The sequence below is a fragment of the Mesorhizobium sp. M0195 genome (genome assembly GCF_040322115.1).
Classification (GTDB): domain Bacteria; phylum Pseudomonadota; class Alphaproteobacteria; order Rhizobiales; family Rhizobiaceae; genus Mesorhizobium.
Window position 1 is genome coordinate 74636 of sequence record NZ_JAMYSV010000004.1, and the last position, 21041, is coordinate 95676.

Annotated in this window: 20 protein-coding genes; 15 read left to right on the top strand and 5 right to left on the bottom strand. The window is 63.1% G+C overall.

Annotation, left to right across the window (positions count from 1 at the left end):
• The first annotated feature begins 252 nt into the window (after window positions 1-252).
• The 6 genes from NKJ12_RS10860 to gnd all read left to right on the top strand — a co-directional run bounded on the left by NKJ12_RS10860 (window position 253) and on the right by gnd (window position 6065).
• Window positions 253-1155 (top strand): GntR family transcriptional regulator, encoded by a 903-nt coding sequence (locus NKJ12_RS10860; RefSeq protein WP_352476364.1) that lies wholly within the window; start codon window positions 253-255, stop codon window positions 1153-1155.
• 119 nt (window positions 1156-1274) lie between these two features.
• On the top strand, window positions 1275-1631 hold the full coding sequence (locus NKJ12_RS10865) for a DUF2946 family protein (protein ID WP_352702638.1): 357 nt from the start codon (window positions 1275-1277) through the stop codon (window positions 1629-1631).
• Window positions 1632-1730: 99 nt separating this feature from the next.
• Window positions 1731-2267 carry a copper chaperone PCu(A)C gene (locus NKJ12_RS10870; protein WP_352691119.1) on the top strand — a complete coding sequence of 179 codons (537 nt, stop codon included), beginning with the start codon at window positions 1731-1733 and terminating at the stop codon, window positions 2265-2267.
• Window positions 2268-2292: 25 nt separating this feature from the next.
• A complete protein-coding gene (locus NKJ12_RS10875; RefSeq protein WP_352691117.1) occupies window positions 2293-2811 on the top strand; it encodes a YcnI family copper-binding membrane protein in 519 nt (172 codons plus the stop codon).
• A 52-nt stretch (window positions 2812-2863) separates the two neighbouring features.
• A complete protein-coding gene (locus tag NKJ12_RS10880) occupies window positions 2864-4501 on the top strand; it encodes a copper resistance CopC/CopD family protein (protein WP_352691115.1) in 1638 nt (545 codons plus the stop codon).
• 139 nt (window positions 4502-4640) lie between these two features.
• On the top strand, window positions 4641-6065 hold the full coding sequence (gnd, locus tag NKJ12_RS10885; protein ID WP_352506637.1) for an NADP-dependent phosphogluconate dehydrogenase: 1425 nt from the start codon (window positions 4641-4643) through the stop codon (window positions 6063-6065).
• Window positions 6066-6257: 192 nt separating this feature from the next.
• Here the strand turns inward: gnd and NKJ12_RS10890 are convergent, their stop codons facing one another.
• The 3 genes from NKJ12_RS10890 to NKJ12_RS10900 form a co-directional block, all read right to left on the bottom strand.
• Window positions 6258-7976, bottom strand: coding sequence for an adenylate/guanylate cyclase domain-containing protein (locus NKJ12_RS10890; protein ID WP_352702640.1), 1719 nt, complete (start codon window positions 7974-7976; stop codon window positions 6258-6260).
• A gap of 416 nt (window positions 7977-8392) precedes the next feature.
• A complete protein-coding gene (locus tag NKJ12_RS10895; RefSeq protein ID WP_352476371.1) occupies window positions 8393-8821 on the bottom strand; it encodes a YybH family protein in 429 nt (142 codons plus the stop codon).
• Window positions 8822-9143: 322 nt separating this feature from the next.
• The gene (locus NKJ12_RS10900; protein ID WP_352506636.1) at window positions 9144-10193 is read right to left on the bottom strand and encodes a LacI family transcriptional regulator; all 1050 of its coding nucleotides are present in this window, start codon (window positions 10191-10193) and stop codon (window positions 9144-9146) included.
• 392 nt (window positions 10194-10585) lie between these two features.
• On the opposite strand from NKJ12_RS10900, the gene NKJ12_RS10905 reads away from it, so the two are divergent.
• The 8 genes from NKJ12_RS10905 (at window position 10586) to NKJ12_RS10940 (ending at window position 18858) form a co-directional block, all read left to right on the top strand.
• Window positions 10586-11824 (top strand): ABC transporter substrate-binding protein, encoded by a 1239-nt coding sequence (locus NKJ12_RS10905; protein WP_352506635.1) that lies wholly within the window; start codon window positions 10586-10588, stop codon window positions 11822-11824.
• Window positions 11825-11931: 107 nt separating this feature from the next.
• The gene (locus NKJ12_RS10910; protein ID WP_352476374.1) at window positions 11932-12825 is read left to right on the top strand and encodes a carbohydrate ABC transporter permease; all 894 of its coding nucleotides are present in this window, start codon (window positions 11932-11934) and stop codon (window positions 12823-12825) included.
• Window positions 12818-13753, top strand: a complete 936-nt coding sequence (locus NKJ12_RS10915) for a carbohydrate ABC transporter permease (protein WP_352476375.1) — start codon at window positions 12818-12820, stop codon at window positions 13751-13753. Before NKJ12_RS10910 ends, NKJ12_RS10915 begins: the two co-directional genes overlap by 8 nt.
• A gap of 5 nt (window positions 13754-13758) precedes the next feature.
• Window positions 13759-14889 (top strand): ABC transporter ATP-binding protein, encoded by a 1131-nt coding sequence (locus NKJ12_RS10920; RefSeq protein WP_352506634.1) that lies wholly within the window; start codon window positions 13759-13761, stop codon window positions 14887-14889.
• Between the two features lie 74 nt (window positions 14890-14963).
• The gene (locus NKJ12_RS10925) at window positions 14964-15710 is read left to right on the top strand and encodes a sugar phosphate isomerase/epimerase family protein (RefSeq protein ID WP_352506633.1); all 747 of its coding nucleotides are present in this window, start codon (window positions 14964-14966) and stop codon (window positions 15708-15710) included.
• A gap of 12 nt (window positions 15711-15722) precedes the next feature.
• Window positions 15723-16871, top strand: a complete 1149-nt coding sequence (locus tag NKJ12_RS10930; RefSeq protein ID WP_352506632.1) for a Gfo/Idh/MocA family protein — start codon at window positions 15723-15725, stop codon at window positions 16869-16871.
• Window positions 16872-17001: 130 nt separating this feature from the next.
• The gene (gene mgrA, locus NKJ12_RS10935) at window positions 17002-18048 is read left to right on the top strand and encodes an L-glyceraldehyde 3-phosphate reductase (RefSeq protein WP_352506631.1); all 1047 of its coding nucleotides are present in this window, start codon (window positions 17002-17004) and stop codon (window positions 18046-18048) included.
• 117 nt (window positions 18049-18165) lie between these two features.
• Window positions 18166-18858, top strand: a complete 693-nt coding sequence (locus NKJ12_RS10940) for a substrate-binding domain-containing protein (RefSeq protein WP_352506630.1) — start codon at window positions 18166-18168, stop codon at window positions 18856-18858.
• Window positions 18859-18913: 55 nt separating this feature from the next.
• Here the strand turns inward: NKJ12_RS10940 and NKJ12_RS10945 are convergent, their stop codons facing one another.
• Window positions 18914-19243, bottom strand: coding sequence for a DUF2934 domain-containing protein (locus tag NKJ12_RS10945; RefSeq protein ID WP_352506629.1), 330 nt, complete (start codon window positions 19241-19243; stop codon window positions 18914-18916).
• A 189-nt stretch (window positions 19244-19432) separates the two neighbouring features.
• Here NKJ12_RS10945 and NKJ12_RS10950 point away from each other — a divergent pair, with 189 nt between their 5' ends.
• Window positions 19433-19783: a hypothetical protein gene (locus NKJ12_RS10950; protein ID WP_254816784.1), complete on the top strand. Its 351-nt coding sequence runs from the start codon at window positions 19433-19435 to the stop codon at window positions 19781-19783.
• A 66-nt stretch (window positions 19784-19849) separates the two neighbouring features.
• Here the strand turns inward: NKJ12_RS10950 and NKJ12_RS10955 are convergent, their stop codons facing one another.
• Window positions 19850-21022 (bottom strand): S1 family serine peptidase, encoded by a 1173-nt coding sequence (locus NKJ12_RS10955; protein WP_352702643.1) that lies wholly within the window; start codon window positions 21020-21022, stop codon window positions 19850-19852.
• Between the last annotated feature and the right edge of the window lie 19 nt (window positions 21023-21041).

The following is a 21041-nucleotide window of genomic DNA, read 5'->3' on the forward strand; positions in this document are numbered from 1 at the left end:
GCTTCCTGGGTGTGTTCCTGGGTGCGCGAGCGGATTGACACGCGGCTCTTAACATATAATGTCTTTTATCGTGAAAAAACATTTTTGCGTCAATTGTTTTTTCGCCAGAGCGCGACGCGTCTTTTGGATGCGAGAAGTAGGCTCTACAACCAAGACTAGCGTTGCGCATGGTATTTTGCGAAGCGATTCCGATTTCATGCGCGCGAAACGCTTCAATCCGGCCGCAATCGCCAATGCGCCACGGGGCAGGGGATGTCGAAGAGCAACAACGTTTACAAGGACGCTTATAATCGCGGTCTGAGGCTGCTCGACGAAACCAGGAGCCTGCCTTCGGAGCCGGAGCTGGGTACGCTGCTCGGCGTCAGCCGCACGACGGTCCGCACTATCCTTGCGCGCATGGAAGAGACCGGGCTGATAGACTGGAACAAGCGCAGCAAGACGGTTCTGCGCGAGCCGCGGCCGGATGATTTCTTCCCCGAGGAAGAAACCGACACGCTGGCCGAGATCATCGAGCGTTCCTTCATGCGGCGGCTGCTTGCCAGCGGTGCCGAAGCCGGAATGCAGATCAACGAGCTCGAGCTGGCGCGAGAGATCGGCGTCGGCACCACCAGCGTGCGCGAATTCCTGATCCGCTTCTCGCGCTTTGGCCTGATCGAGAAGCGCCGCAACAGCCACTGGGTGCTGAAAGGCTTTACCCGCGCCTTCGCGCTGGAGTTGACCGAGATCCGCGAAATGTTCGAACTGCGCTCGGCCGCAGCCTTTGCCGCTCTGCCCGAGGACAGCCCGGTGTGGGCCGACCTCGACCGCCTGGAGGACGAGCATCGCCTGCTGGCGCGCGAGATCGCCGTGCGGTTCAACGAATTCTCCGAGCTCGACGAGCGCTTTCACCGGCTTATCCACCGGGCGTCGCACAACCGCTTCATTGTCGATTTCTACGACGTCATCGCCATGATCTTCCACTACCACTACCAGTGGAACAAGGCGCAGGAGCGCGAGCGCAACGAAGTCGCGGTCCAGGAGCATCTCGCCTATATCGCCGCGCTCAAATCGCGCGATCTCGCCAAGGTCGACGCCGCCTGCCGCAAGCACCTGAAATCGGCCCGCCACACGCTGCTGACGTCCATTCCCGAGGGCAGGCAGCCGCAACGCGCGTGATTGTGTTGCGTTGCCGCAGCAACGTTTTGGCGATTTTCCGGCCGCCGGCTCCGTGCTAGAGAACTGACGTTGCTGCGTGAAGAGGCTGGTTCTTGACCATACGCCGGAGACGATGGAGCATGCCGGTCGCGTTCGCCGCGGCGTGGCTTTTCGTGCTCCAGTCGATGTTCGGCGCGTTTGCTTCAGGCGGCGAGCCGAACGCCTCGCAATTCGATGCTTTCGGCAACACGATCTGCACCCATGACGGTGCGGCGCAACTCCCGGCCGGGGATCCGCATCAGCAGCACATGCCGGCTTGCTGCATGCTTGGCTGCAACCTCGTTTCGGCGGTCTACGCGCCGCCCGATGCCACCGGGAGCCTGTCTCGCAGCCTCTCCGTCGAAACCATCGCCTTTTTTCTGCCGGCCTTCCGGCATCGCGATTTCGCCCGCGCCCGCACTCCGTCCAATCCGCGCGCACCACCGGCGACGGCCTGATCCGTTCTGGTTCGCGCCGCGCAACCCTTTGCCGGCGCGTTTATCGACATCGTTCGCGACCGGCCGTCGGCGCGGTCCCTTAAAGTCCACGGAGCAATCATGTCTCACTCTTTTCGCGCCGCCGCATCCAGCCGCAGGCGCTTCGCACTGGGTCGTTTCGAGCAGCGTCTCGGCATCGCCCTTTGCGTTCTTGCCCTCCTGTTCGCCAGCGCCCAGACGGTGTTGGCACACGAGTTCAAGCTTGGCGATCTCGAGATCGGGCACCCCTGGTCGCGCGCCACGCCAGCCGGCGCCAAGGTAGCCGGCGGCTACTTTACCATCACCAACACCGGCAGTGCGCCGGATCGCCTGCTGTCGATCACCTCCGACATTTCGGCCAAGGCCGAACTGCACGAGATGGGCGTCAGCAATGGCGTCATGACCATGCGGCCGGTCACCGGCGGCCTCGAAATCCCGGCTGGCGGCAAGGTCGCGCTGGCGCCTAACGGCTATCATTTGATGTTCATGGATTTGAAGCGGCAGCCCAAGGAGGGCGAAATGTTCTCCGCCACGCTGACCTTCGAAAAAGCCGGGCCCGTGCAGATTGAATTCGCCGTGCAAGGCATCGGCAGCGCGGCGCCGCAGGACGACCACTGACTTGGCCGCTTCGAGAGGTACCATCATGAAGAAATCTCTTTTGCCCGGCTGCGTGCTTCTTATCCTCGGGACCGGCGCGGCCTTTGCCCACATCACGCTCGAAACGCCGGAGGCGGCGGTGGGCTCGACCTACAAGGCGGTTCTTCGGGTGCCGCATGGCTGCGAGGGCAAGGCGACGACCGCCGTGCGCGTGCAGATCCCGGAAGGGGTGCTCTCGGTCAAACCGATGCCGAAGCCGGGTTGGACGCTGCAGGTCAAGAACGGCAAATACGAGAAGTCCTACCAGCTCTACGGCCAGGCAGTGACCAGCGGCGTCAAGGAGATCGACTGGAGCGCCGGCAGCCTGCCGGACGAATTCTACGACGAATTCGTCTTTCGCGCGACACTGGCATCCGACCTGCCGGCAGGCCAGATGCTGCATTTTCCGGTGGTACAGGAATGTGACGGCGTTGCCGATCGCTGGATCGAGATTCCGGCGGCCGGGCAGGCTGAGGATGCGCTGGAATTTCCGGCGCCCGGCCTCAAGCTGCTGCCGAAGAAGTGAGCTCCGGCGGCGCGCTTTGGCGGATGGGCGCGCCGCTGCTCTTGGCGGTGATATGAGCGCGCCATCCTTCCTGCGGCAAGCTTGCATGGCCGGCAACTGTTCTGGCCGGCTTGTGGCTGGCCTGCTGGCCGCCATCGTGCTGCTCGCCGTAATCGCCATGCCTGATCCCGCCTTCGCCCATGCAGCGCTGATCAAGGCCGAGCCGGCTGACGGTGCGGTGCTGGCGCAGAGCCCGTCGCAGATGTCGCTGACCTTCAGCGAGCCGGTTTCGCCGCTGGTGCTGACGCTGGTGCGGCCCGACGGCACGTCGATCCCGCTGAGCTCTTTCCGGCTCAGCGGCCAGGCCGTCGAGATCGACAATCCGCAGGCGCTGACATCCGGCACGCATGTGCTGAGCTGGCGGGTAATCTCCGCCGACGGGCATCCGGTCGGCGGCTCGGTGCTGTTCTCGGTCGGCACACCGAGTGCCGCGCCGGCCGCCTCCGATGCCGTTGACCGGGGGCTTCGAACGGCGATCTGGATCGGCAAGGTTTTTCTGTATGTCGGCCTGTTTTTCGGGGTCGGCGGTGCCTTTGCGCAGGCCTGGCTGGCGCAAGGCGGCCGATCAGGCCAGAACATGATCGTCGCTGCGATCCTGTGCGGCCTGGCCGCCGCACCGCTGTCGCTTGGTTTCCAGGGCCTGGATGCGCTTGGCGCGCCGCTTGCCCGGCTGGCGCAGCCGGTCATCTGGCAGACCGGGCTCGGCACCAGCTTCGGCTGGACAGTGCTGATCGCGCTGATGGCGCTCGGCCTTGGCCTGTTGTCGCTGGTCGTGCCGCGCGCCGACGCAAGGCCGCTCGCCCTGGCCGGACTGGTTGGCGTTGGCGCAGCACTTGCCGCCAGCGGGCATGCCAGTGCCGCCGAGCCGCAATGGCTGACCCGGCCGATGGTGTTTCTGCACGCCACTGGTATCGCGATTTGGTCCGGGGCGCTGGCGCCGCTCGGTCTTGCCTTGAAACGGCAGCCGGACAAAGCCGGGCCGTTGCTGCGCCGGTTTTCACGAGCGATCCTGTTCGTCGTGGCGGTGCTTGCGGCAGCCGGCATCGTGCTCGCCGTCATCCAGGTGCAAACGCCGTCGGCGCTGGTCCATACCGCTTACGGCCGGCTGCTGCTGCTCAAGCTGGTGCTGCTCGTCTTTCTGTTCACGCTCGCCGCCGTCAATCGCTTCAAGCTTACGGCCCCGGCTGAGGCGGGCGAAACGGAAGTCCAGCGGCGGCTGGCCCGCTCGATCGCCATCGAGGTGCTGATCGTGCTGGCGATCTTCGGCGTTGCCGCCGGCTGGCGCTTCACGCCGCCGCCGCGCGCGCTGGCGATCGCCGCGGCACAGCCGGCGTCGGTGCATATCCACACGCTGCAAGCGATGGCCGACCTCAGCATTGCGCCCGGCCATGCCGGGCCTGTTGCCGCTTCGATCTTCATCATGACCGGCGATTTCGGCCCGCTCGACGCCAAGCAGGTAACACTGGTGCTGTCAAAGCCCGATTCCGGCATCGAACCCATCAAGCGCCCGGCGACGAGGCTTGGCGACGGCACCTGGCGCGTCGACGATCTCGTCATTCCGGTCGCCGGCCGGTGGACGGCGCGGCTCGATATCCTGGTCTCGGATTTCGAGATGGTGAAGATTGAGGCGCCGATCGACATCAGGCCGTGACGAGAGCGCTGGTCCACGCAAGACAATTCGGCGAGGCGGTTGACGCGGCCGAGAACCCCCGTCAATCATCGCCATCAAGAATGGGCGTCCAACCCAATCGCGGGCTCAACCAACAAGATCCGAAAGCAGGGAAGAAACGATGGAAAAAGCCGAAATAGGCCTGATCGGCCTTGGCACGATGGGCTCCAACCTGGCGCTCAACATCGCCGAGAAGGGGCACCGCATCGCCGTCTTCAACCGCACCGCGGCGCGCACCGATGCCTTTGTCGAAAATGCCGGCGCGCTCAGGGATAGGGTGGTGCCCTGCTACAGCCTCGAAGAACTGGCCGCCGCGATCCGGCCGCCGCGGCCGATCATCATCATGGTGCTGGCCGGCAAGCCGGTCGACGAGCAGATCGCGGCATTGCGCGGCGTGCTGTCGGCCAACGACATCGTCATCGACGCCGGCAATGCCAATTTCCGCGATACGATGCGGCGCTTCTCAGAGCTTACCGATTCGGGCCTGACCTTCATCGGCATGGGCGTGTCCGGCGGCGAGGAGGGCGCACGCCACGGTCCCTCGATCATGGTCGGCGGCACCGAAGAGTCCTGGAAGCGCGTCGAAAAGGTGCTGACCGCGATCTCGGCCAAGTTCAAGGGCGAGCCTTGCGCGGCGTGGCTTGGCACCGACGGCGCCGGCCATTTCGTCAAGACCATCCACAACGGCATCGAATATGCCGACATGCAGATGATCGCCGAGATCTACGGCATATTGCGCGACGGCCTGGGCATGGGGCCGAAAGAGATCGCCGAGGTGTTTTTGCAGTGGAACACGGGCCGGCTCAATTCGTACCTGATCGAGATCACCGCCAAGGTGCTCGCCGCCGACGATCCCAAGACCGGCAAACCGGTGGTCGACATCATCCTCGACCGCGCCGGCCAGAAAGGCACCGGCAAATGGTCGGTGATCGAGGCGCAGCAGCTAGGCATCCCGGCCACCGCGATCGAAGCGGCGGTGGCGGCACGCGTGCTGTCGTCGATCAAGGACGAGCGGCTGGCCGCCGAAAAGGTCTATGGCGCCGGCGTGAGCAAGATTTCCGGAGACAGGGACGCCCTGCTCGCCGATCTCGAACTGGCGCTGTTTGCCGGCAAGATCGCCGCCTACGCGCAAGGCTTCGCGGTGATGAGCGGCGCGTCGAAGGAATTCAACTGGAACCTGCCGATGCCGGTCATCGCCAAGATCTGGCGGGCCGGCTGCATCATCCGCTCGCAATTGCTGGATACGATGGCGGAGGCCTTCGGCGCCGGCGGCGCGGCCACCAACCTGTTGATGGCGCCGGCTTTCGTCTCGTTGATGCAGGAGGCACATCCGTCGCTTCGCCGTGTCGTGGCAAGGGCGGCCGAAGCCGGCTCGCCGGTGCCGGCCCTGTCATCCGCACTTGCTTATTTCGACAGTTACCGGCAGGGCCGCGGCACTTCGAACCTGATCCAGGCGCAGCGCGATTTCTTCGGCGCGCACGGCTTCGAGCGCATCGATGGGCAGGGCGCTTTCCATGGCCCGTGGGGAAGTGGGGCGGCTGGTTAGCGCCCGGTCTCGGCCGTAGAGATCGGCTTCGCAGTTTCTTGAAAGCGGACCTTGCTGGCGATCACGCTGGAGATCGTGGTTGCGCCATCAACGGACATTGATCGAGGGAACCCACGGGCATTTGCCCTCACAGCCAAAAGACGAGCCTATGTCCTGACGAGAGCAAGCCGGCGATCCAAAGCGATGCGCTCTTTAGTCGGGAAGGCCAGCCTTGCGGTAGCCTTCGACGAAGCGCTGGAGCACTTCCTCGTCGTCGAATGGCTGCGATGTCGCCCAGTGCCTGATGCTGAAATGGGGATTGCTCATCATGAAGAACTCCGCCTCCTGACGGGCTTCATCCAGGCGTCCGAGCTGCGCGAGGGCTGCCGCAAGCATGCGCCGCGACGTGGTGCGGTAGGTTTCCGGCTTGCGTAAAGCCTCGACCGCGGATTGATAGTCGCCGAGCGCATAATAGGCTTGGCCCGCCATCCAATGGTACCACCCCGGAGGGCGCGGATTGAGCCGCAACGCCCGCTTCACGAATTCGACGCCCTTGACCGCATCGCCCCTCAAGGTGATGAGATCCGAGCGCATCGCCCAGGCATCGGCATGATTGGGATCGAGCTTGAAAGTCGCCTCGAACTCTGCATCCGATTCCGCGAAACGCCGTTCGTGACCAAGTATGATGCCCAGCACCCACCGGTTCCCGGCATCGTTAGGGTCGAGCGCCACTGCCTGCTGCGCTTCCGCGAGCGAGCGAGGTTGGTTGGTTTCCTTCGGCTCGTTCCAGAACAGCCAGCCGAGCCAAAGATTGAGGGCCAGCAAGCTATGCGCTTCGGCATAGTCGGGATCGAGTCTGATCGCCTTCTCCAGCAGCATGCGCGCTTCCTGCGCGCCTAACCCGGTCTGAAAACTGACGCCGCGGGCTTGTACACAGAGGTCATAGGCTTCGAGACTCGTCGGCCGTTTGCGCGCCGGCTGTCCGGCCAATCGGCCGACCAGGGCTTCGACGATCTTGGCCGTGACCTCGTCCTGCACTGCAAAGATATCCTCGAGGCTGCTGTCGTAGCGCTCGGCCCAGATATGATCGCCGCCGATCGCGTCGATCAGCTGCGCATTGATGCGCACGCGCCCCGCGGCGCGCCGGGCGCTGCCTTCAACCACATAGCGCACCCCAAGATCACGCGCGGCCAAACGCACATCGACCGACCGCCCTTTGTAAGCAAAGGTCGAGTTGCGTGCGATGACGAAGAGGCCGGCGCAGCGAGATAGGTCGGTGATCAGGTCTTCGGTCAAGCCGTCGACAAAGGTTTCCTGCTCCGGATCGTTGCTCATGTTGGTGAAAGGCAAGACCGCGATCGAGGGCTTGTCGGGCAATTCCAGCGATGCCAGTCGCCCGACCTGAGCGGCTCTCGGAAGCTGCAGGTTGACGCGATAGCAGTATATCGGCTCGGCTATGTTCTTCACCCGCTGCTCGCCCATAGGCTCGAACGCAAACGCCAGCTTCTGCCTGACCTCCTTGGACACCTTCTCCGAAACGCAGATGCCACCGGGCTCGGCGAGTTGTTGGAGGCGCGACGCTACATTCACGCCCTCGCCATAGCGATCGTCCCCTTCGACGATCATTTCCCCAAGGTTGATTCCGATCCGGACTTCGAAGCGCTGGTCTTCGGCGACGCTCGCGTTACGTTCCGTCATGCCGCGCTGAAGCGTGACCGCGCATTCGACCGCATCCACCACGCTACCGAACTCCGCCAGCAGGCCGTCTCCCATAAGCTTGAAGATTCGCCCGTGTCGCGTCGCGATTTCCGGCTCGAACAACTCTTTGCGGCCCCGTTTCAGCCGGTCGAAGGTGCCCGCTTCATCCACCTCCATGAGCGCCGAGTAACCGACAACATCAATGGCAAGGATGGCAGCGAGCTTCCGCTCCATGTTGAGCCTCAGTTCAGATTCGCGACACGCCAGGCGCAGGTCAGAGGCAGGTAGGACCGGCGCCTCCGGCGTGCCCTCACCGGCCTCTATACCACAGATCACGCTTCTTGAGAGTATGACTCGCGCGACGCCTTGGCTCTCCTGCGCAGCGCCACTGACGAGCGAGTCCCATCTATCCCTACCGCTTGTTCGCGGCAGTTGCCTCTCAACCGGACCCGTGACCGCTTCGGGCCAGGTCACGACGATGCCCACGCCGACCTAAATGTCCGCAATTAAAGATCTGCGGCCCGGAGCTGCCAATCCGCTTTCGGCCCGAAGATTGACTGTCAGCAACGGGCCGCCAATTCGACCGTTCGCCTACGAACCCTTGCCACGTGAAGCCGACATCCCTGTTGAGGACGTTAGGCGTTCCGGAACTACGGCAAGAGATCCGTCACAGCGCGCCCACTTCCGTCCATTGCCATAGGGAAGCTGGCATGTTCGTGGATGATTTTCCAAGAACCGCCGATGCGCCTTAGCACGATGGTTCGCCGGCTCCAGGAGTCGACCTCTGTGCCATCCGTCTTAATGCCAGTCATGCGCGACAGCCCGAAGGCCACTGCAAGATCGCCGTCGATCATGAGCTGCGGGTCAGCCATGTGAACGGTGACGCCGTTGCGCCAAGTTGCAAACCAAGCATTTATCCCTTCGATGTCGCGTGCCTGTTCGCCTCTATAGGCGAGCGGCGGCGGCAGATCGAAAACCACGACATCCGGGTCCATGGCATCGACGTTGGCGCGGGCGTCCCCCTTGGCAGTTGCGTCTTCCTGGCCCCGGATGACAGACAAGACTTCCTTTTCAGACATATCGTTGCTCCTTCATTTTCTGGAACGACGAGGCCGGGGCGATCAATCCGACATCGACACTATTCGTAACAAATATGGCCGGTCCAAGCTGCTGTTGCATCGTGGTATTAAGAGTGATGAGCCCCTTAGTCCCGAAACGTGACTGCCGCGTGCTCCTACGGCCGCTCTTTGGTGATCTCGTCCCCATATCGGACGGACAGCATTCGGTCCCAAGGTTGCCGTCGGCAGCGCACATTTTCCAGCCAAGTGGAATCACTTGGCGTCGCAGAAATGCGGCTAAGGCAAATAGATGGAGCCCATTTCAATTTGAACATATCCCGCCCTAGTCGGGGCGGCGATAGGCCTGGACTTCGCCTGGCTCGCTCAGGCTCTGCAGGGTGCCAGGTGCGGCGCCTCCGATCCAGCCCAGCACCGAGCGGGCGAGTTCGGCGCCGGCCAGCCGGAAGTTCTCGTTGACGACCAGCAATTCGCTGCGAAACAGGTGCAGAAGCTCCGACGATTGTTTGGACACCACATCGACATCGCGGCCAAGCTTGAGGCCGGCGTCTTCGATGCCGGCGACGATGGCGAGCGTCGCGGCGGCGGCGCTGCTGATGAAACCGTCCGGCCTGACATCGCGGCGCATCAACTGCGCCGTCCGCATTCTGATCTGCTCGATCGAATGATCGATCGAAACGGTGTTGAACGGGATCTCGCTGGCGCCGACCTCGCTCAGCGCATCGGCAAAGCCGGCGAGCGTGTGGCCGTGATAGGTCAGCTCGACCGGCGGCGCCAACAGAGCCATCCGGCGGCGGCCGAGGCCGGCCAGATGGCGCACCGCCTCGGCTGCGAAAGCGTAATTGTCGAAATCGTGATAGGGATGGATCAGCCCCATGTCTGTGCGGCCATGCGTGGCAAAGGGGATGCCGCGCTCCAGCATATAGCGGGCTCTCGGATCGTTCGGCTGCGTGCGCGAAATGATGACGCCGTCGGCTGAACCGGTTTCCACGAGGTAACGGATCGGGTCGAGCGGATCCTGGGAGCGCGAATAGGGTGTCACGATCAAGTGATAGGGCGTGTCGGCGATGACTTCCGAAACGCCGTAGATGATGTCGGAGACAAAACTCATGATCTCGTGCTCGGTGTTGAGCACCAGGCTGATGACATTGGTCTTGCCGGTGCGCAGGCGGACGCCGGCACGGTTGGGGCGATAGCCGATCTGCTTGGCGACAAGCTGGACGCGCCGCCGGGTCTCGGCGCCGATCTCGGGGGCGTCCTTCAACGCACGCGACACGGTGGTGACGCCCAGCCCGGTCATGAAGGCGAGCGTCTTCAGCGTCGGCCGGCCCTGGCCCGACGCGTCGTCGGCCTTCTCTTTTTGATGCCTGTTCATTCGTCCCGCCCCGTCAGGCGCATAGCAGTTGCCGGACAGCCCGGCAATCGGCCGGCCGCGGGCACGCCGCGGCCTTCACCGAATGAGACCGCTATATACTGAAACGTTACAGATTGTCACGACCATTGCCACACCACTGGTGACAGATGCAGAACGAGCGGCGCTGCAATCGGCGCAAAACAGCGATTGGAACGGGATTTTCCGATTTTTCGGCGCCGCAGCATTCTATTTTGCAGTGCAACCTCTCTGGTTGCGATGCGGTAGGCCAGCGAGCCGCGCGATTTTATTCGCGCTTCGAAAAAACTTGATGCCACCTTCGCCTGAGGGGTTGCGCGCCTCAAGCAATTGCCGTATCGAAAATCTGTAACGTTTCAGATTCTGGGAGGAACGAAATGCGATACCAACTCATGACTGCTGCGCTGGCTGCGACGGTCGCGCTGCAATTCGCCGGCCCGGCGGCCGCGACGGATCTGGAAGTCACCCATTGGTGGACCTCCGGCGGCGAGGCGGCAGCGGTCGCAGAACTCGCCAAGGCTTTCGACGCAACCGGCAATCACTGGGTGGACGGCGCCATCGCCGGTTCCGGCGGCACGGCGCGGCCGATCATGATCAGCCGCATCACCGGCGGCGACCCGATGGGCGCGACCCAGTTCAATCACGGCCGGCAGGCGGAAGAATTGGTGCAGGCCGGGCTGATGCGCGACCTCACCGATCTCGCCACCAAGGAAAAGTGGACGGAAATCGTGCAGCCGAAGAGCCTGCTCGACGGCTGTACCCTCGACGGCAAGATCTATTGCGTGCCGGTCAATATCCACTCCTGGCAATGGCTGTGGCTGTCGAACGCCGCCTTCAAAAAGGCCGGCGTGCCCGTGCCGAAGAACTGGAATGAATACGTCGCTGCGGCGCCCGCGCTGGAAAAGGCAGGCATCCAGCCGCTCGCGGTCGGCGGCCAGCCCTGGCAGGCCTCCGGCGCTTTCGACGTGCTGCTTGCGGCGGTCGGCGGCACCGACGCCTTCCTCAAGGTCTACAAGGACAAGGACGCCGAATTCGCCGCCGGGCCCGAAGTCGCCAAGGTCTTCAAGGCCGCGGACGACGCCCGCAAGATGGCGAAGAACACCAATGTGCAGGACTGGAACCAGGCCACCAATCTGGTCATCACCGGCAAGGCGGGCGGCCAGATCATGGGTGACTGGGCGCAGGGCGAGTTCCAGGTTGCCGGCCAGACCGCCGGCAAGGACTATACTTGCCTTCCGGGCCTCGGTCTCAACGAGGTCATCGCCACCGGCGGCGACGCTTTCTACTTTCCGCTGCTGAAGGATCCCGAAAAATCGAAGGCACAGGAAGTGCTGGCCCACACGCTGCTCGATCCCAAGACGCAGGTCGCCTTCAATCTCAAGAAAGGTTCGCTGCCGGTGCGCGGCGACGTCGACCTCAAGGCGGCGAACGACTGCATGAAGAAGGGGCTCGAAATTCTCGCCAAGGGCAATGTCATGCCCTGGACCGACCAGCTGCTTTCGCAGGATACGCAGAAGCAGAAGGAGGATCTGTTCTCCGAGTTCTTCGCCAAGCAGGACATGACCGTGGAAGATGCGCAGAAGCGCTTCGCCGCCATCGTCGGTTCGGCCGATTGAGCGATCGACCAACCGCCTCACTCCCGCCCCTGCGAACGCAGGGTCGGGAGCTTGGGTCAAGGCCTCTTGACCCTCCGGCCCTTCCCCGATCCAGCGCGGCTGTGCAGATGAGCAAGAGCGAACGCCCGAGCCAACTCTTTCGCAACCTCAATGCGAAAGTCGCTTCGATCCCGATGATTTTCACCGCGCTGGTGATTTTTGTCGGCGGCACCCTCTGGACGGTGTTGTATTCCTTCACAAATTCCAAGCTGCTGCCGCGGCTGCACTTCGTCGGTCTCGACCAGTACTATCGGCTGTGGGCGACGCCGCGCTGGCTGATCTCGATCGAGAACCTGCTGATCTACGGCGTGCTGTCGCTGGTGTTCTCGCTTGTCATCGGCTTCCTGCTTGCTGCCTTGCTCGACCAGAAGATCCGGTTCGAGGACACGTTCCGGACCATTTTCCTCTATCCCTTCGCCCTGTCCTTCATCGTCACCGGTCTGGTCTGGCAGTGGCTGCTCAACCCCGAATTCGGTGTCCAGGCAGTGGTGCGCAGCCTCGGCTGGACGAGCTTCAGCTTCAATCCGCTCTATGATTCCAGCATCGTCATCTACGGCATATTGATCGCCGCTCTCTGGCAAGGCACCGGGCTCATCATGTGCCTGATGCTGGCCGGCCTGCGCGGCATCGACGAGGATATCTGGAAGGCCGCGCGGGTCGACGGGATACCGACCTGGAAGACCTATCTGTTCATCATCATACCGATGATGCGGCCGGTCTTCATCACCACGCTGGTCATCGTCGCCTCCAACATCGTTCGCGTCTACGACCTTGTCGTCGCCCAGACCAGCGGCGGGCCCGGCATCGCCTCCGAAGTCCCGGCCAAATATGTCTATGATTACATGTTCTTCGCCCAGAACCTCGGCCAAGGGTTCGCCGCCTCGACGATGATGCTGCTGTCGGTGATCATCGTCATCGTGCCGTGGGCCTATCTCGAGTTCGGAGGCAAGAAGCGTGTCTGACCATACCGTTTCATTGCCCGCCATTGCCGGCGCCGGCGGGCTCGAAGCCTACGGGCCGAGCGGGCCGAAGCCGCGCCACACATTCTCGCGCCGTAACATCTTCCTCTACGGCACGCTGATCGTGGTGGCGCTCTACTATCTTTTGCCGCTCTACGTGATGGTGGTGACATCGCTCAAAGGCATGCCCGAGATACGCCTCGGCAACATCTTCTCGCCGCCAATGGAGATCACCTTCGAGCCCTGGGTCAAGGCCTGGTCGAGCGCCTGCACCGGGCTCAACTGCGACGGGCTGTCGCGTGGCTTCTGGAATTCGGTGCGCATCACCATCCCGTCGGTGATCCTGTCGATCGCGCTCGCCTCGGTGAACGGTTATGCGCTTGCCAACTGGCGCTTCAAAGGCGCCGACACTTTCTTCATCATCCTGATCGTCGGCGCCTTCATCCCTTATCAGGTGATGATCTATCCGATCGTCATCATCCTGCGCGAAGTCGGCCTCTACGGCAGCCTCAGCGGCCTGGTGATCGTCCATTCCATCTTCGGCATGCCGATCCTCACGCTGTTGTTCCGCAACTACTTTACCTCCATGCCGGAGGAGCTGTTCCGGGCAGCGCGTGTCGACGGCGCCGGCTTCTGGGGCATTTATTTCCGCATCATGCTGCCGATGTCGCTGCCGATCTTCGTCGTCGCCATCATCCTGCAGGTGACCGGCATCTGGAACGACTTCCTGTTCGGCGTCGTCTACACCCGCCCCGACACCTATCCGATGACGGTGCAGCTCAACAACATCGTCAACTCGGTGCAAGGCGTGAAGGAATACAACGTCAACATGGCAGCCACCATCCTGACCGGCCTGGTGCCGCTGATCGTCTATTTCCTGTCCGGAAAATTGTTTGTGCGCGGCATCGCCGCCGGCGCGGTGAAAGGATGATGGCGATGAACGCAAACGGCAGCGTTGCGGCAAACGGCAGCAACGGGGCAAACGGCACCAGCGTCTCGATCCAGAACCTGTCGCTGAATTTCGGCGCGATATCAGTGCTGCAGACGCTCAACCTCGATGTCGCCGAAGGCGAGTTCATCGTGCTGCTCGGCCCGTCCGGCTGCGGCAAGTCGACCTTGCTCAACTGCATTGCCGGGCTGCTCGACGTTTCCGAAGGCCGCATCTTCATCAAGGGCAAGAACGTCACCTGGGAAGAGCCCAAGGATCGCGGCATCGGCATGGTGTTCCAGTCCTACGCGCTTTATCCGCAGATGACGGTGGAGAAGAACCTGTCGTTTGGGCTGCGCGTTGCCGGTCTCGCCAAGGACGAGATCGCCAAGCGCATCGCCCGGGCCGCCGAGATCCTGCAGATCGAACCGCTTTTGCATCGCAAGCCGGCGGCCCTGTCCGGCGGCCAGCGCCAGCGTGTGGCGATCGGGCGCGCACTTGTGCGTGACGTCGATGTCTTTCTGTTCGACGAACCGCTCTCCAACCTCGACGCCAAGCTGCGCGCAGAATTGCGCGTCGAAATCAAGCTGCTGCATCGCAAGCTTGAGAACACCATGATCTACGTCACCCACGACCAGATCGAGGCGATGACGCTGGCCGACCGTATCGCGGTGATGAAGGGCGGGGTCATCCAGCAGCTCGATGCGCCGCAGACCATCTATAACCGGCCGGTCAACCGGTTTGTCGCCGGCTTCCTCGGCTCGCCGGCAATGAACTTCCTCGACGGCAGACTTGACCAAGCGGCAGGCGACTGGCACTTCGTCGCCGAGGATGTGCGGATACCGCTGGCCACCTATGCTTTCGAGAAGGACCCGGTGCCAGGGCCGGCCGTGTTCGGCATCCGCCCCGAGCACGTGGCGTTCAACAGCGGCACGGGATGGCCGTTCGCAGCCACGGCAAATGTCGAGGTCGTCGAGCCCATGGGTTCCGACACGCTGGTCTGGCTGAAGCTCGCCGGCCAGAATTTCACGGTACGGGTGACAGCCGAGCGTACGCCAAACAACGCGGAGGCGGTCGGCATCGGTTTCGACCCGATGCGGGCCTCGCTGTTCGACGCCGCCACAGGTAACCGCCTCTAGAGCCTGATTTTAGCCTCCCAAGACTTTTCCATTTCCCCCCAAGACTAACCATCCCCAAGAAACGGACAGAGACGATGAACTGGTCATTCCAACTTTACAGCGCGCGTAATTTCCAGCCCTGGGAGGGCGTGCTCAAAATGCTGGGCGAGCTTGGTTACAGCCAAGTCGAAGGGTTCGGTGGCGTCTATGACGATCCCAAGGCGTTCCGTGCCGAGCTCGACAAGAACGGCCTTGCCATGCCGACCGGGCATTTCTCGATCGACGCGCTCGAGAAGGATTTCGACGGCGTGCGCAGGACGGCCGATGCGCTCGGCATCACGCTGCTCATCTGCCCCTTCCTGAACGCCGAGTTCAGGCCGGCCGACGCGGCCGGCTGGCGCGGCTTCGGCGAACGCCTGGCCAAGGTCGGCGAGACGGCCAGGAAAGCCGGCTATGGTTTTGCCTGGCACAATCATGATTTCGAATTCAAGGCGCTCGCCGACGGCTCGGTGCCGCAGGACCATATCCTGTCCTCCGCGCCCGACATCGGCTGGGAGATGGATGTCGCCTGGGTGGTGCGGGGCGGCGTCGATCCGCTGCCCTGGATCGAGAAGCACGGCAAGCGCATCGTAGCCGTCCACGTCAAGGACTTGGCCAAGCCGGGCGAGGGCCTCGACGAGGACGGCTGGTCCGACGTCGGCCACGGCACCATCGACTGGCCCGGCCTGATCAAGGCGCTGCGCGCCAAAAGCGCTGCGAAATACTACGTCATGGAACAAGACAATCCCAACGACATCGAGCGCTTCGCCCGCCGCTCCATCGCAGCCGCCAAGACCTATTAGGAGCACATCAGCATGGCAACAAAACTTGGCATCGGCGTGATTGGCTGCGGCAACATCTCGAAGGCGTATTTCTCGCTGGCGCCGCTGTTTCGCGGCATCGAGATGCGCGCCTGCGCCGACATCAACATGGAAGCGGCGAAAGCGCGGGCAAAGGAGTTCAAGCTGCGCGCCGAGACCGTTGAGGGGCTGCTCAAGGCCGACGATATCGACATCATCGTCAACCTGACCATTCCGGCGGTGCATTACGAGGTGTCGAAGCAGATCCTCGACGCCGGCAAGCACGTCTATTCGGAGAAGCCCTTCGTGCTGTCGGTCAAGGAAGGGCTCGACCTGAAGAAACGGGCGGAAAACAAGGGGCTGCGCATCGGCTCTGCCCCCGACACCTTCCTTGGCGGCGCGCACCAGCTTGTCCGCGACCTGATCGACACCGGCAGGCTCGGCAAGGTCACCAGCGGCACCTGTCATGTGATGAGCCATGGCATGGAGCATTGGCACCCCAATCCGGACTTCTTCTTCCAGCCGGGCGCCGGGCCGGTGCTCGATATCGGACCCTATTACATCACCAACCTGATCCAGCTGATCGGGCCGGTGAAGCGGGTCGCTGCCTTCGCTTCGATCCCGATGACGGAACGCATCATCAGCTCGAAGCCGCGCGCCGGCGAAAAGATACCGGTCTCCACGCCAACGACGATCCATGGCGTGCTGGAATTCGAGAACGGCGCCGTTGTGACGCTCAACACCAGCTGGGATGTCTGGAGCCACGGCCACGCTCCGATGGAGCTCTATGGCGAGGCGGGCACGGTGTTCGTGCCGGATCCGAACTTCTTCGGCGGCGAGGTGCGCTACACCGAAGCCGCCAAGCCGGTGAAGAAGCTGCCGAAATGGCCGCATCCGTTCGGCGTGCCCAACGAGATGCATTCGCAAGGCATGATGGCCAACTACCGCACCGCCGGTTTGGCCGACATGGCGATCGCGATCAGAGAAGGCCGGCCGCATCGCTGCTCGATGGAACTGGCGCTGCATGCCGTCGACGTCATGACCGGCCTGTTGCGTTCGGGCGAAACCGGAAAGTTCGTCGCCATGCAGACCAGCTGCGAGCGGCCCGCGGCACTCGGCGTCAAGGCGGCGAAGGAGCTGCTGGCGAAGAAGAAAACCAAGTAGGCGGCGCACCTCCCAAGCACCGCAAAAAGCCTCTCCCCGTTTGCGCGGGGAGAGGCTAAGGGTGGGCCGGCCTCGACTTGCCCGTCATCGCGGCGGCAGCTGTCGGCTCGTTTCGATATGAGGATTTCCCATGCCCTATGTTCCCGCCGAAAACCGCTACGAAAAGATGGTCTACAATCGCTGCGGGCGGTCCGGCCTGAAGCTGCCGGCGATCTCGCTTGGGCTGTGGCACAATTTCGGCGACGACACGCCGCATAGAACCAAGCAGGCGATCACGCGCAGGGCCTTCGATCTGGGCATCACGCATTTCGATCTCGCCAACAATTACGGCCCGCCGCCCGGCTCGGCGGAGCGGGCGTTCGGCGAGATCCTGCGGACGGACTTTGCCGGTTATCGCGACGAGCTGATCATCTCGACCAAGGCCGGCTACGAAATGTGGGCAGGACCTTATGGCGAATGGGGCGGCCGCAAGTATGTGCTGGCCAGCCTCGATCAGAGCCTGAAGCGGATGGGACTCGACTATGTCGACATCTTCTATTCGCACCGCTTCGACCCCGACACGCCGCTGGAAGAGACGATGGGCGCACTCGATCACGCGGTGCGCTCGGGCAAAGCGCTCTATGCCGGCATTTCCTCCTATAATTCGCAGCGCACCCGCGAGGCCGCCGACATTTTGAAGCAGCTCGGCACGCCTTGCGTGATCCATCAGCCGAGCTATTCGATGCTCAACCGCTGGGTCGAGGATGATGGCCTGCTCGATACGCTGGAGGGGCTTGGCGTCGGCTCGATCGTGTTCTCGCCGCTGGCGCAAGGCATGCTGACCGACAAATATCTCGGCGGCATCCCCGATGGCAGCCGCGCCAGCCAGGGCAAGTCGCTGCGCCCGGCATTCATCAACGACAAATCGATCGCCAATATCGAGGCGCTGAACGTCATCGCCCGCCGCCGCGGCCAGACGCTGGCGCAGATGGCGCTGGCCTGGGTGCTGCGCAGGGGCAGGGTCACATCGGCGCTGATCGGCGCCAGCCGGCCGGAACAGGTCGAGGATTGCGTCGGGGCGCTGAAGGCGCTCGACTTCAGCGATGCCGAGCTCGCCGAGATCGACACCTTTGCCCGCGAGTCCGACATCAACCTCTGGGCGGCATCGGCCGAGCGCAAGGGGCCGCCGAGGAAGTAGGCGACGACGGTATCCGGTGGCCGAAGGGCGACGGCTTCCGGGACGCTGAGCATGGAATGGCCGGGCAGCTGGATGGGTATTGCAAGAAGGTCGTTTCGCCCGATTCGGGGTTAGGCGATGAATCAGGAAACCCGGCTTTTTGGCGCTATTGCGGTCCGCCCCGCCATCCTATCCCTCATACCCCAGTTCGAAACGGCCACAGGATTCACGGTTGCGGTCAGGTGGGAGCTCAATCCGACAGTAAAGAAGCAGATTGAAGCTGGGGAAGCTTTTGACCTCGTCATCACCAATCCGGACCTGGTTCAGGATCTGACTGCCTCGGGAAAGGTCAAGGCGGGGAGCCAGGTGGCGTTTGGCCGGATAGCAATGGGGGTGGCAGCCAAGGCAGGCAGTCGACCGCTCGATATCGGGTCCGTGGAAGCATTCGAACAGGCGTTGAAGAGCGCCAGATCGATCGCCTACGCCAGTGAAGGAACCAGCGGTGGCTACTTCTCCGGTTTGCTGGAACGTTTGGGGATAGCGGATGAGGTGAAGCCCAAGCTGGTAGCCATACCAGGAGGACAGACAGCGCAAGCCGTGGGCCGTGGGGAAGCCGAGTTGGGGGTCGTTCCCGTGACTTCGATTTTCGCGGCCGCTCCCGAGGTCGTGCTTGTCGGTCGGTTTCCGGCAGAACTCCAAAGTTACGTCGACTTCGCCATTGGCATCAGTGCCGGTTCAACGAACGCAGAAGCTGCCGAGCGGCTGTCGGAATTTCTGATGTCGGCAGCCGTTGACGACATGCTGGCGGCAAAGGGTGTCGAGCGCCGCTAAGAGCGTGCGATGAATCACGCCAGAGGCACGTTGGGGATTTCTCCTCAAACAGGCTCTAATTTTCGGCTGCCTTGATGTTCCGCGCGGCTTGCTCGAGCGTCGCCCTGTCGTTGCCAAGCCTGTCGATCAGCTCTTGCGCCTGATCACCGGTTATCCCGGTGCGCATCGCCAGTGCCTCGACCGTCAGAACGTCGGAACTGGCGATCGTTCCAGTGGGACCGTGCTCGGCCGCGTCATCATCAGCCTGGCCGGTCGTCGTCTCATCGTAGCCAAGCTCTTGCTTCGCCTGCTGCCAATGACGCTCATGCGCGCCATCCGGGCGGCCCTCGCGCATCCAGATTTCATAGGCTCGCTGCCGAATCTTTTCATGCCGATCGTTGTCCATGACGGTTCCTCCCTTGTGGCGTTTTCACCAACGCGGGGAGCGCCGGAACGATCCTATGTTCAGGCCGATTTCGCACACTGCCGGACAAAACCCGGTCTCTCATCGAACAAACACCGGACAGATGCGTTTTGCGGAGGAACCTAGATAGCGGGCCGGCCGTTGAGCCGAACCTGAGCAAAGGAGATTACCATGGCCGACGAACCGAACGAATCCGCAACACCGAAGATGACTCAACGTGAAGCTCAGGAAGCCCTGGAGAAGCAGGTCGCGCAGCTGAAGCGCGAGATCAGCAAGATCAATCGGACCTTGGCCGAACGCGCGGAAGAGGCGATCGAAGACGCCGGCGACTGGTATGACAGCGCTGCCGAGCGCGCCTCTCGGACGGCACAAGCCCTGCGCAACAGGGCGCAGACGGTGTCCGGGGTCGTCCAGGAGAATCCCGGCACGGTATCGTCCGCATTCATACTCGGAGCGGCCGTAGGGGCGCTACTGGGCCTCACCTTGGCCGCCACAGACCAGCGCCGCGATCGCTGGTTCTAGTCCCAACCTAAGGTTCCGGGCAGAAACGGCGGGATTGCTCCCCCGTCATTCAGCAAATGACACCGGTCAGGGCGTGGCGGGCTTCTGCGCCGTGCCGAGGGCTTTGGGCGCTGCAGGCGCTGCCGTCTTCATCTTCTCCTCGATCCAGCCGGTGTAATTGGCCAGCCGCGTGTAGATGCCGTAGGCGTTCTTGTGGCCGCAGGCGGTGCTGCCGTCGGCCGGACCTTCGCCCCAGCTGACGACGCCAACCTGCACCGGACCATCGGCGCCGGTCATGAACAGCGGTCCGCCGCTGTCGCCATTGCAGGCGTCGCGCTCGCCGCTGGCGGTGCCGGCGCAGATCATGTTGCCGGTCAGCGGATCGGCCATATCAGCAGCAATTGCATTGGCGGCCGCCTCGATGCTCCTTTCCGAGTAACGCATGCGGCGGGCGAGCTCGCCGAGCGCAGCCTTCAAATCACGCGCATAAATCGCCTTGATGCCGTTGTTGCAGGTTGCGTTCGGCTGGAGGTCCAGGTCGGCAACCATCAGCGCGGTGGGAAATGTTCCGTCCTGCATCTTGCCCCAGCCGGTGACCGTGGTCTTGCCGGCGTCGGGGGGCGGCTCACGGGCAATCTTGATGGTCGGGGCATCGGCCGGCTCGGCCAGCCGGATCAGGCCGAGATCGTTGTCCAGCGTCTGCTCGCTGTAGCCCTCGTTGACGATGATCTCCACCGCCTTGTAGCGCTTGCCCTCGCTGAGATCGGTGGCGCCGGTGAGCACGGTGACCACGTCAGGCGAAATCGGCTCGCCGTCGTCGTTGAGGCAGTGCGCCGCCGTCAGCACCCATTGCGGCGCGATCAGGCTGCCGCCGCAGAACTGCGCATTCGCCTGCGAGGCCGGACTTTCGTCCAGTTTGCCGGTGGTCAGCAACGCCACCTGGAACGGGTAGGCGCCCTTCTCGGCCTCTTTGCCGCCGTAGACGCGATCGGCGCCGCCGGGGTTCTCCGCCTTGGCTTTTGCCCTGGCCTCGGCCACGCGTTTCATCGGCGAGATCGCCGCCTCGGGCCGGGCGGCCGCGTCCCTGGCATGAACGGAATTGACGACCGGCAAGGCCGCCGCGATGGCAAGCAGCGAGGCGGCAGCAATCGGTCTGAACCTGTGGATGATCTTCACCTCGAACCCCCTGAGACGATGTTCCGACAGATCGGCCTCGACGCGCGATCCACTGAAATGGGAACCGGCCGGTGAGCCGATCATGCGCCGATGTGGAGCGTGA

Excerpts from the sequence above, each read along its gene's own strand:
- NKJ12_RS10860 (WP_352476364.1), top strand. The coding sequence starts at position 253 with ATGTCGAAGAGCAACAACGTTTACAAGGACGCTTATAATCGCGGTCTG.
- NKJ12_RS10865 (WP_352702638.1), top strand. The coding sequence starts at position 1,275 with ATGCCGGTCGCGTTCGCCGCGGCGTGGCTTTTCGTGCTCCAGTCGATG.
- NKJ12_RS10870 (WP_352691119.1), top strand. The coding sequence starts at position 1,731 with ATGTCTCACTCTTTTCGCGCCGCCGCATCCAGCCGCAGGCGCTTCGCA.
- NKJ12_RS10875 (WP_352691117.1), top strand. The coding sequence starts at position 2,293 with ATGAAGAAATCTCTTTTGCCCGGCTGCGTGCTTCTTATCCTCGGGACC.
- NKJ12_RS10880 (WP_352691115.1), top strand. The coding sequence starts at position 2,864 with ATGAGCGCGCCATCCTTCCTGCGGCAAGCTTGCATGGCCGGCAACTGT.
- gnd (WP_352506637.1), top strand. The coding sequence starts at position 4,641 with ATGGAAAAAGCCGAAATAGGCCTGATCGGCCTTGGCACGATGGGCTCC.
- NKJ12_RS10890 (WP_352702640.1), bottom strand. The coding sequence starts at position 7,976 with ATGGAGCGGAAGCTCGCTGCCATCCTTGCCATTGATGTTGTCGGTTAC.
- NKJ12_RS10895 (WP_352476371.1), bottom strand. The coding sequence starts at position 8,821 with ATGTCTGAAAAGGAAGTCTTGTCTGTCATCCGGGGCCAGGAAGACGCA.
- NKJ12_RS10900 (WP_352506636.1), bottom strand. The coding sequence starts at position 10,193 with ATGAACAGGCATCAAAAAGAGAAGGCCGACGACGCGTCGGGCCAGGGC.
- NKJ12_RS10905 (WP_352506635.1), top strand. The coding sequence starts at position 10,586 with ATGCGATACCAACTCATGACTGCTGCGCTGGCTGCGACGGTCGCGCTG.
- NKJ12_RS10910 (WP_352476374.1), top strand. The coding sequence starts at position 11,932 with ATGAGCAAGAGCGAACGCCCGAGCCAACTCTTTCGCAACCTCAATGCG.
- NKJ12_RS10920 (WP_352506634.1), top strand. The coding sequence starts at position 13,759 with ATGAACGCAAACGGCAGCGTTGCGGCAAACGGCAGCAACGGGGCAAAC.
- NKJ12_RS10925 (WP_352506633.1), top strand. The coding sequence starts at position 14,964 with ATGAACTGGTCATTCCAACTTTACAGCGCGCGTAATTTCCAGCCCTGG.
- NKJ12_RS10930 (WP_352506632.1), top strand. The coding sequence starts at position 15,723 with ATGGCAACAAAACTTGGCATCGGCGTGATTGGCTGCGGCAACATCTCG.
- mgrA (WP_352506631.1), top strand. The coding sequence starts at position 17,002 with ATGCCCTATGTTCCCGCCGAAAACCGCTACGAAAAGATGGTCTACAAT.
- NKJ12_RS10940 (WP_352506630.1), top strand. The coding sequence starts at position 18,166 with ATGAATCAGGAAACCCGGCTTTTTGGCGCTATTGCGGTCCGCCCCGCC.
- NKJ12_RS10945 (WP_352506629.1), bottom strand. The coding sequence starts at position 19,243 with ATGGACAACGATCGGCATGAAAAGATTCGGCAGCGAGCCTATGAAATC.
- NKJ12_RS10950 (WP_254816784.1), top strand. The coding sequence starts at position 19,433 with ATGGCCGACGAACCGAACGAATCCGCAACACCGAAGATGACTCAACGT.
- NKJ12_RS10955 (WP_352702643.1), bottom strand. The coding sequence starts at position 21,022 with ATGATCGGCTCACCGGCCGGTTCCCATTTCAGTGGATCGCGCGTCGAG.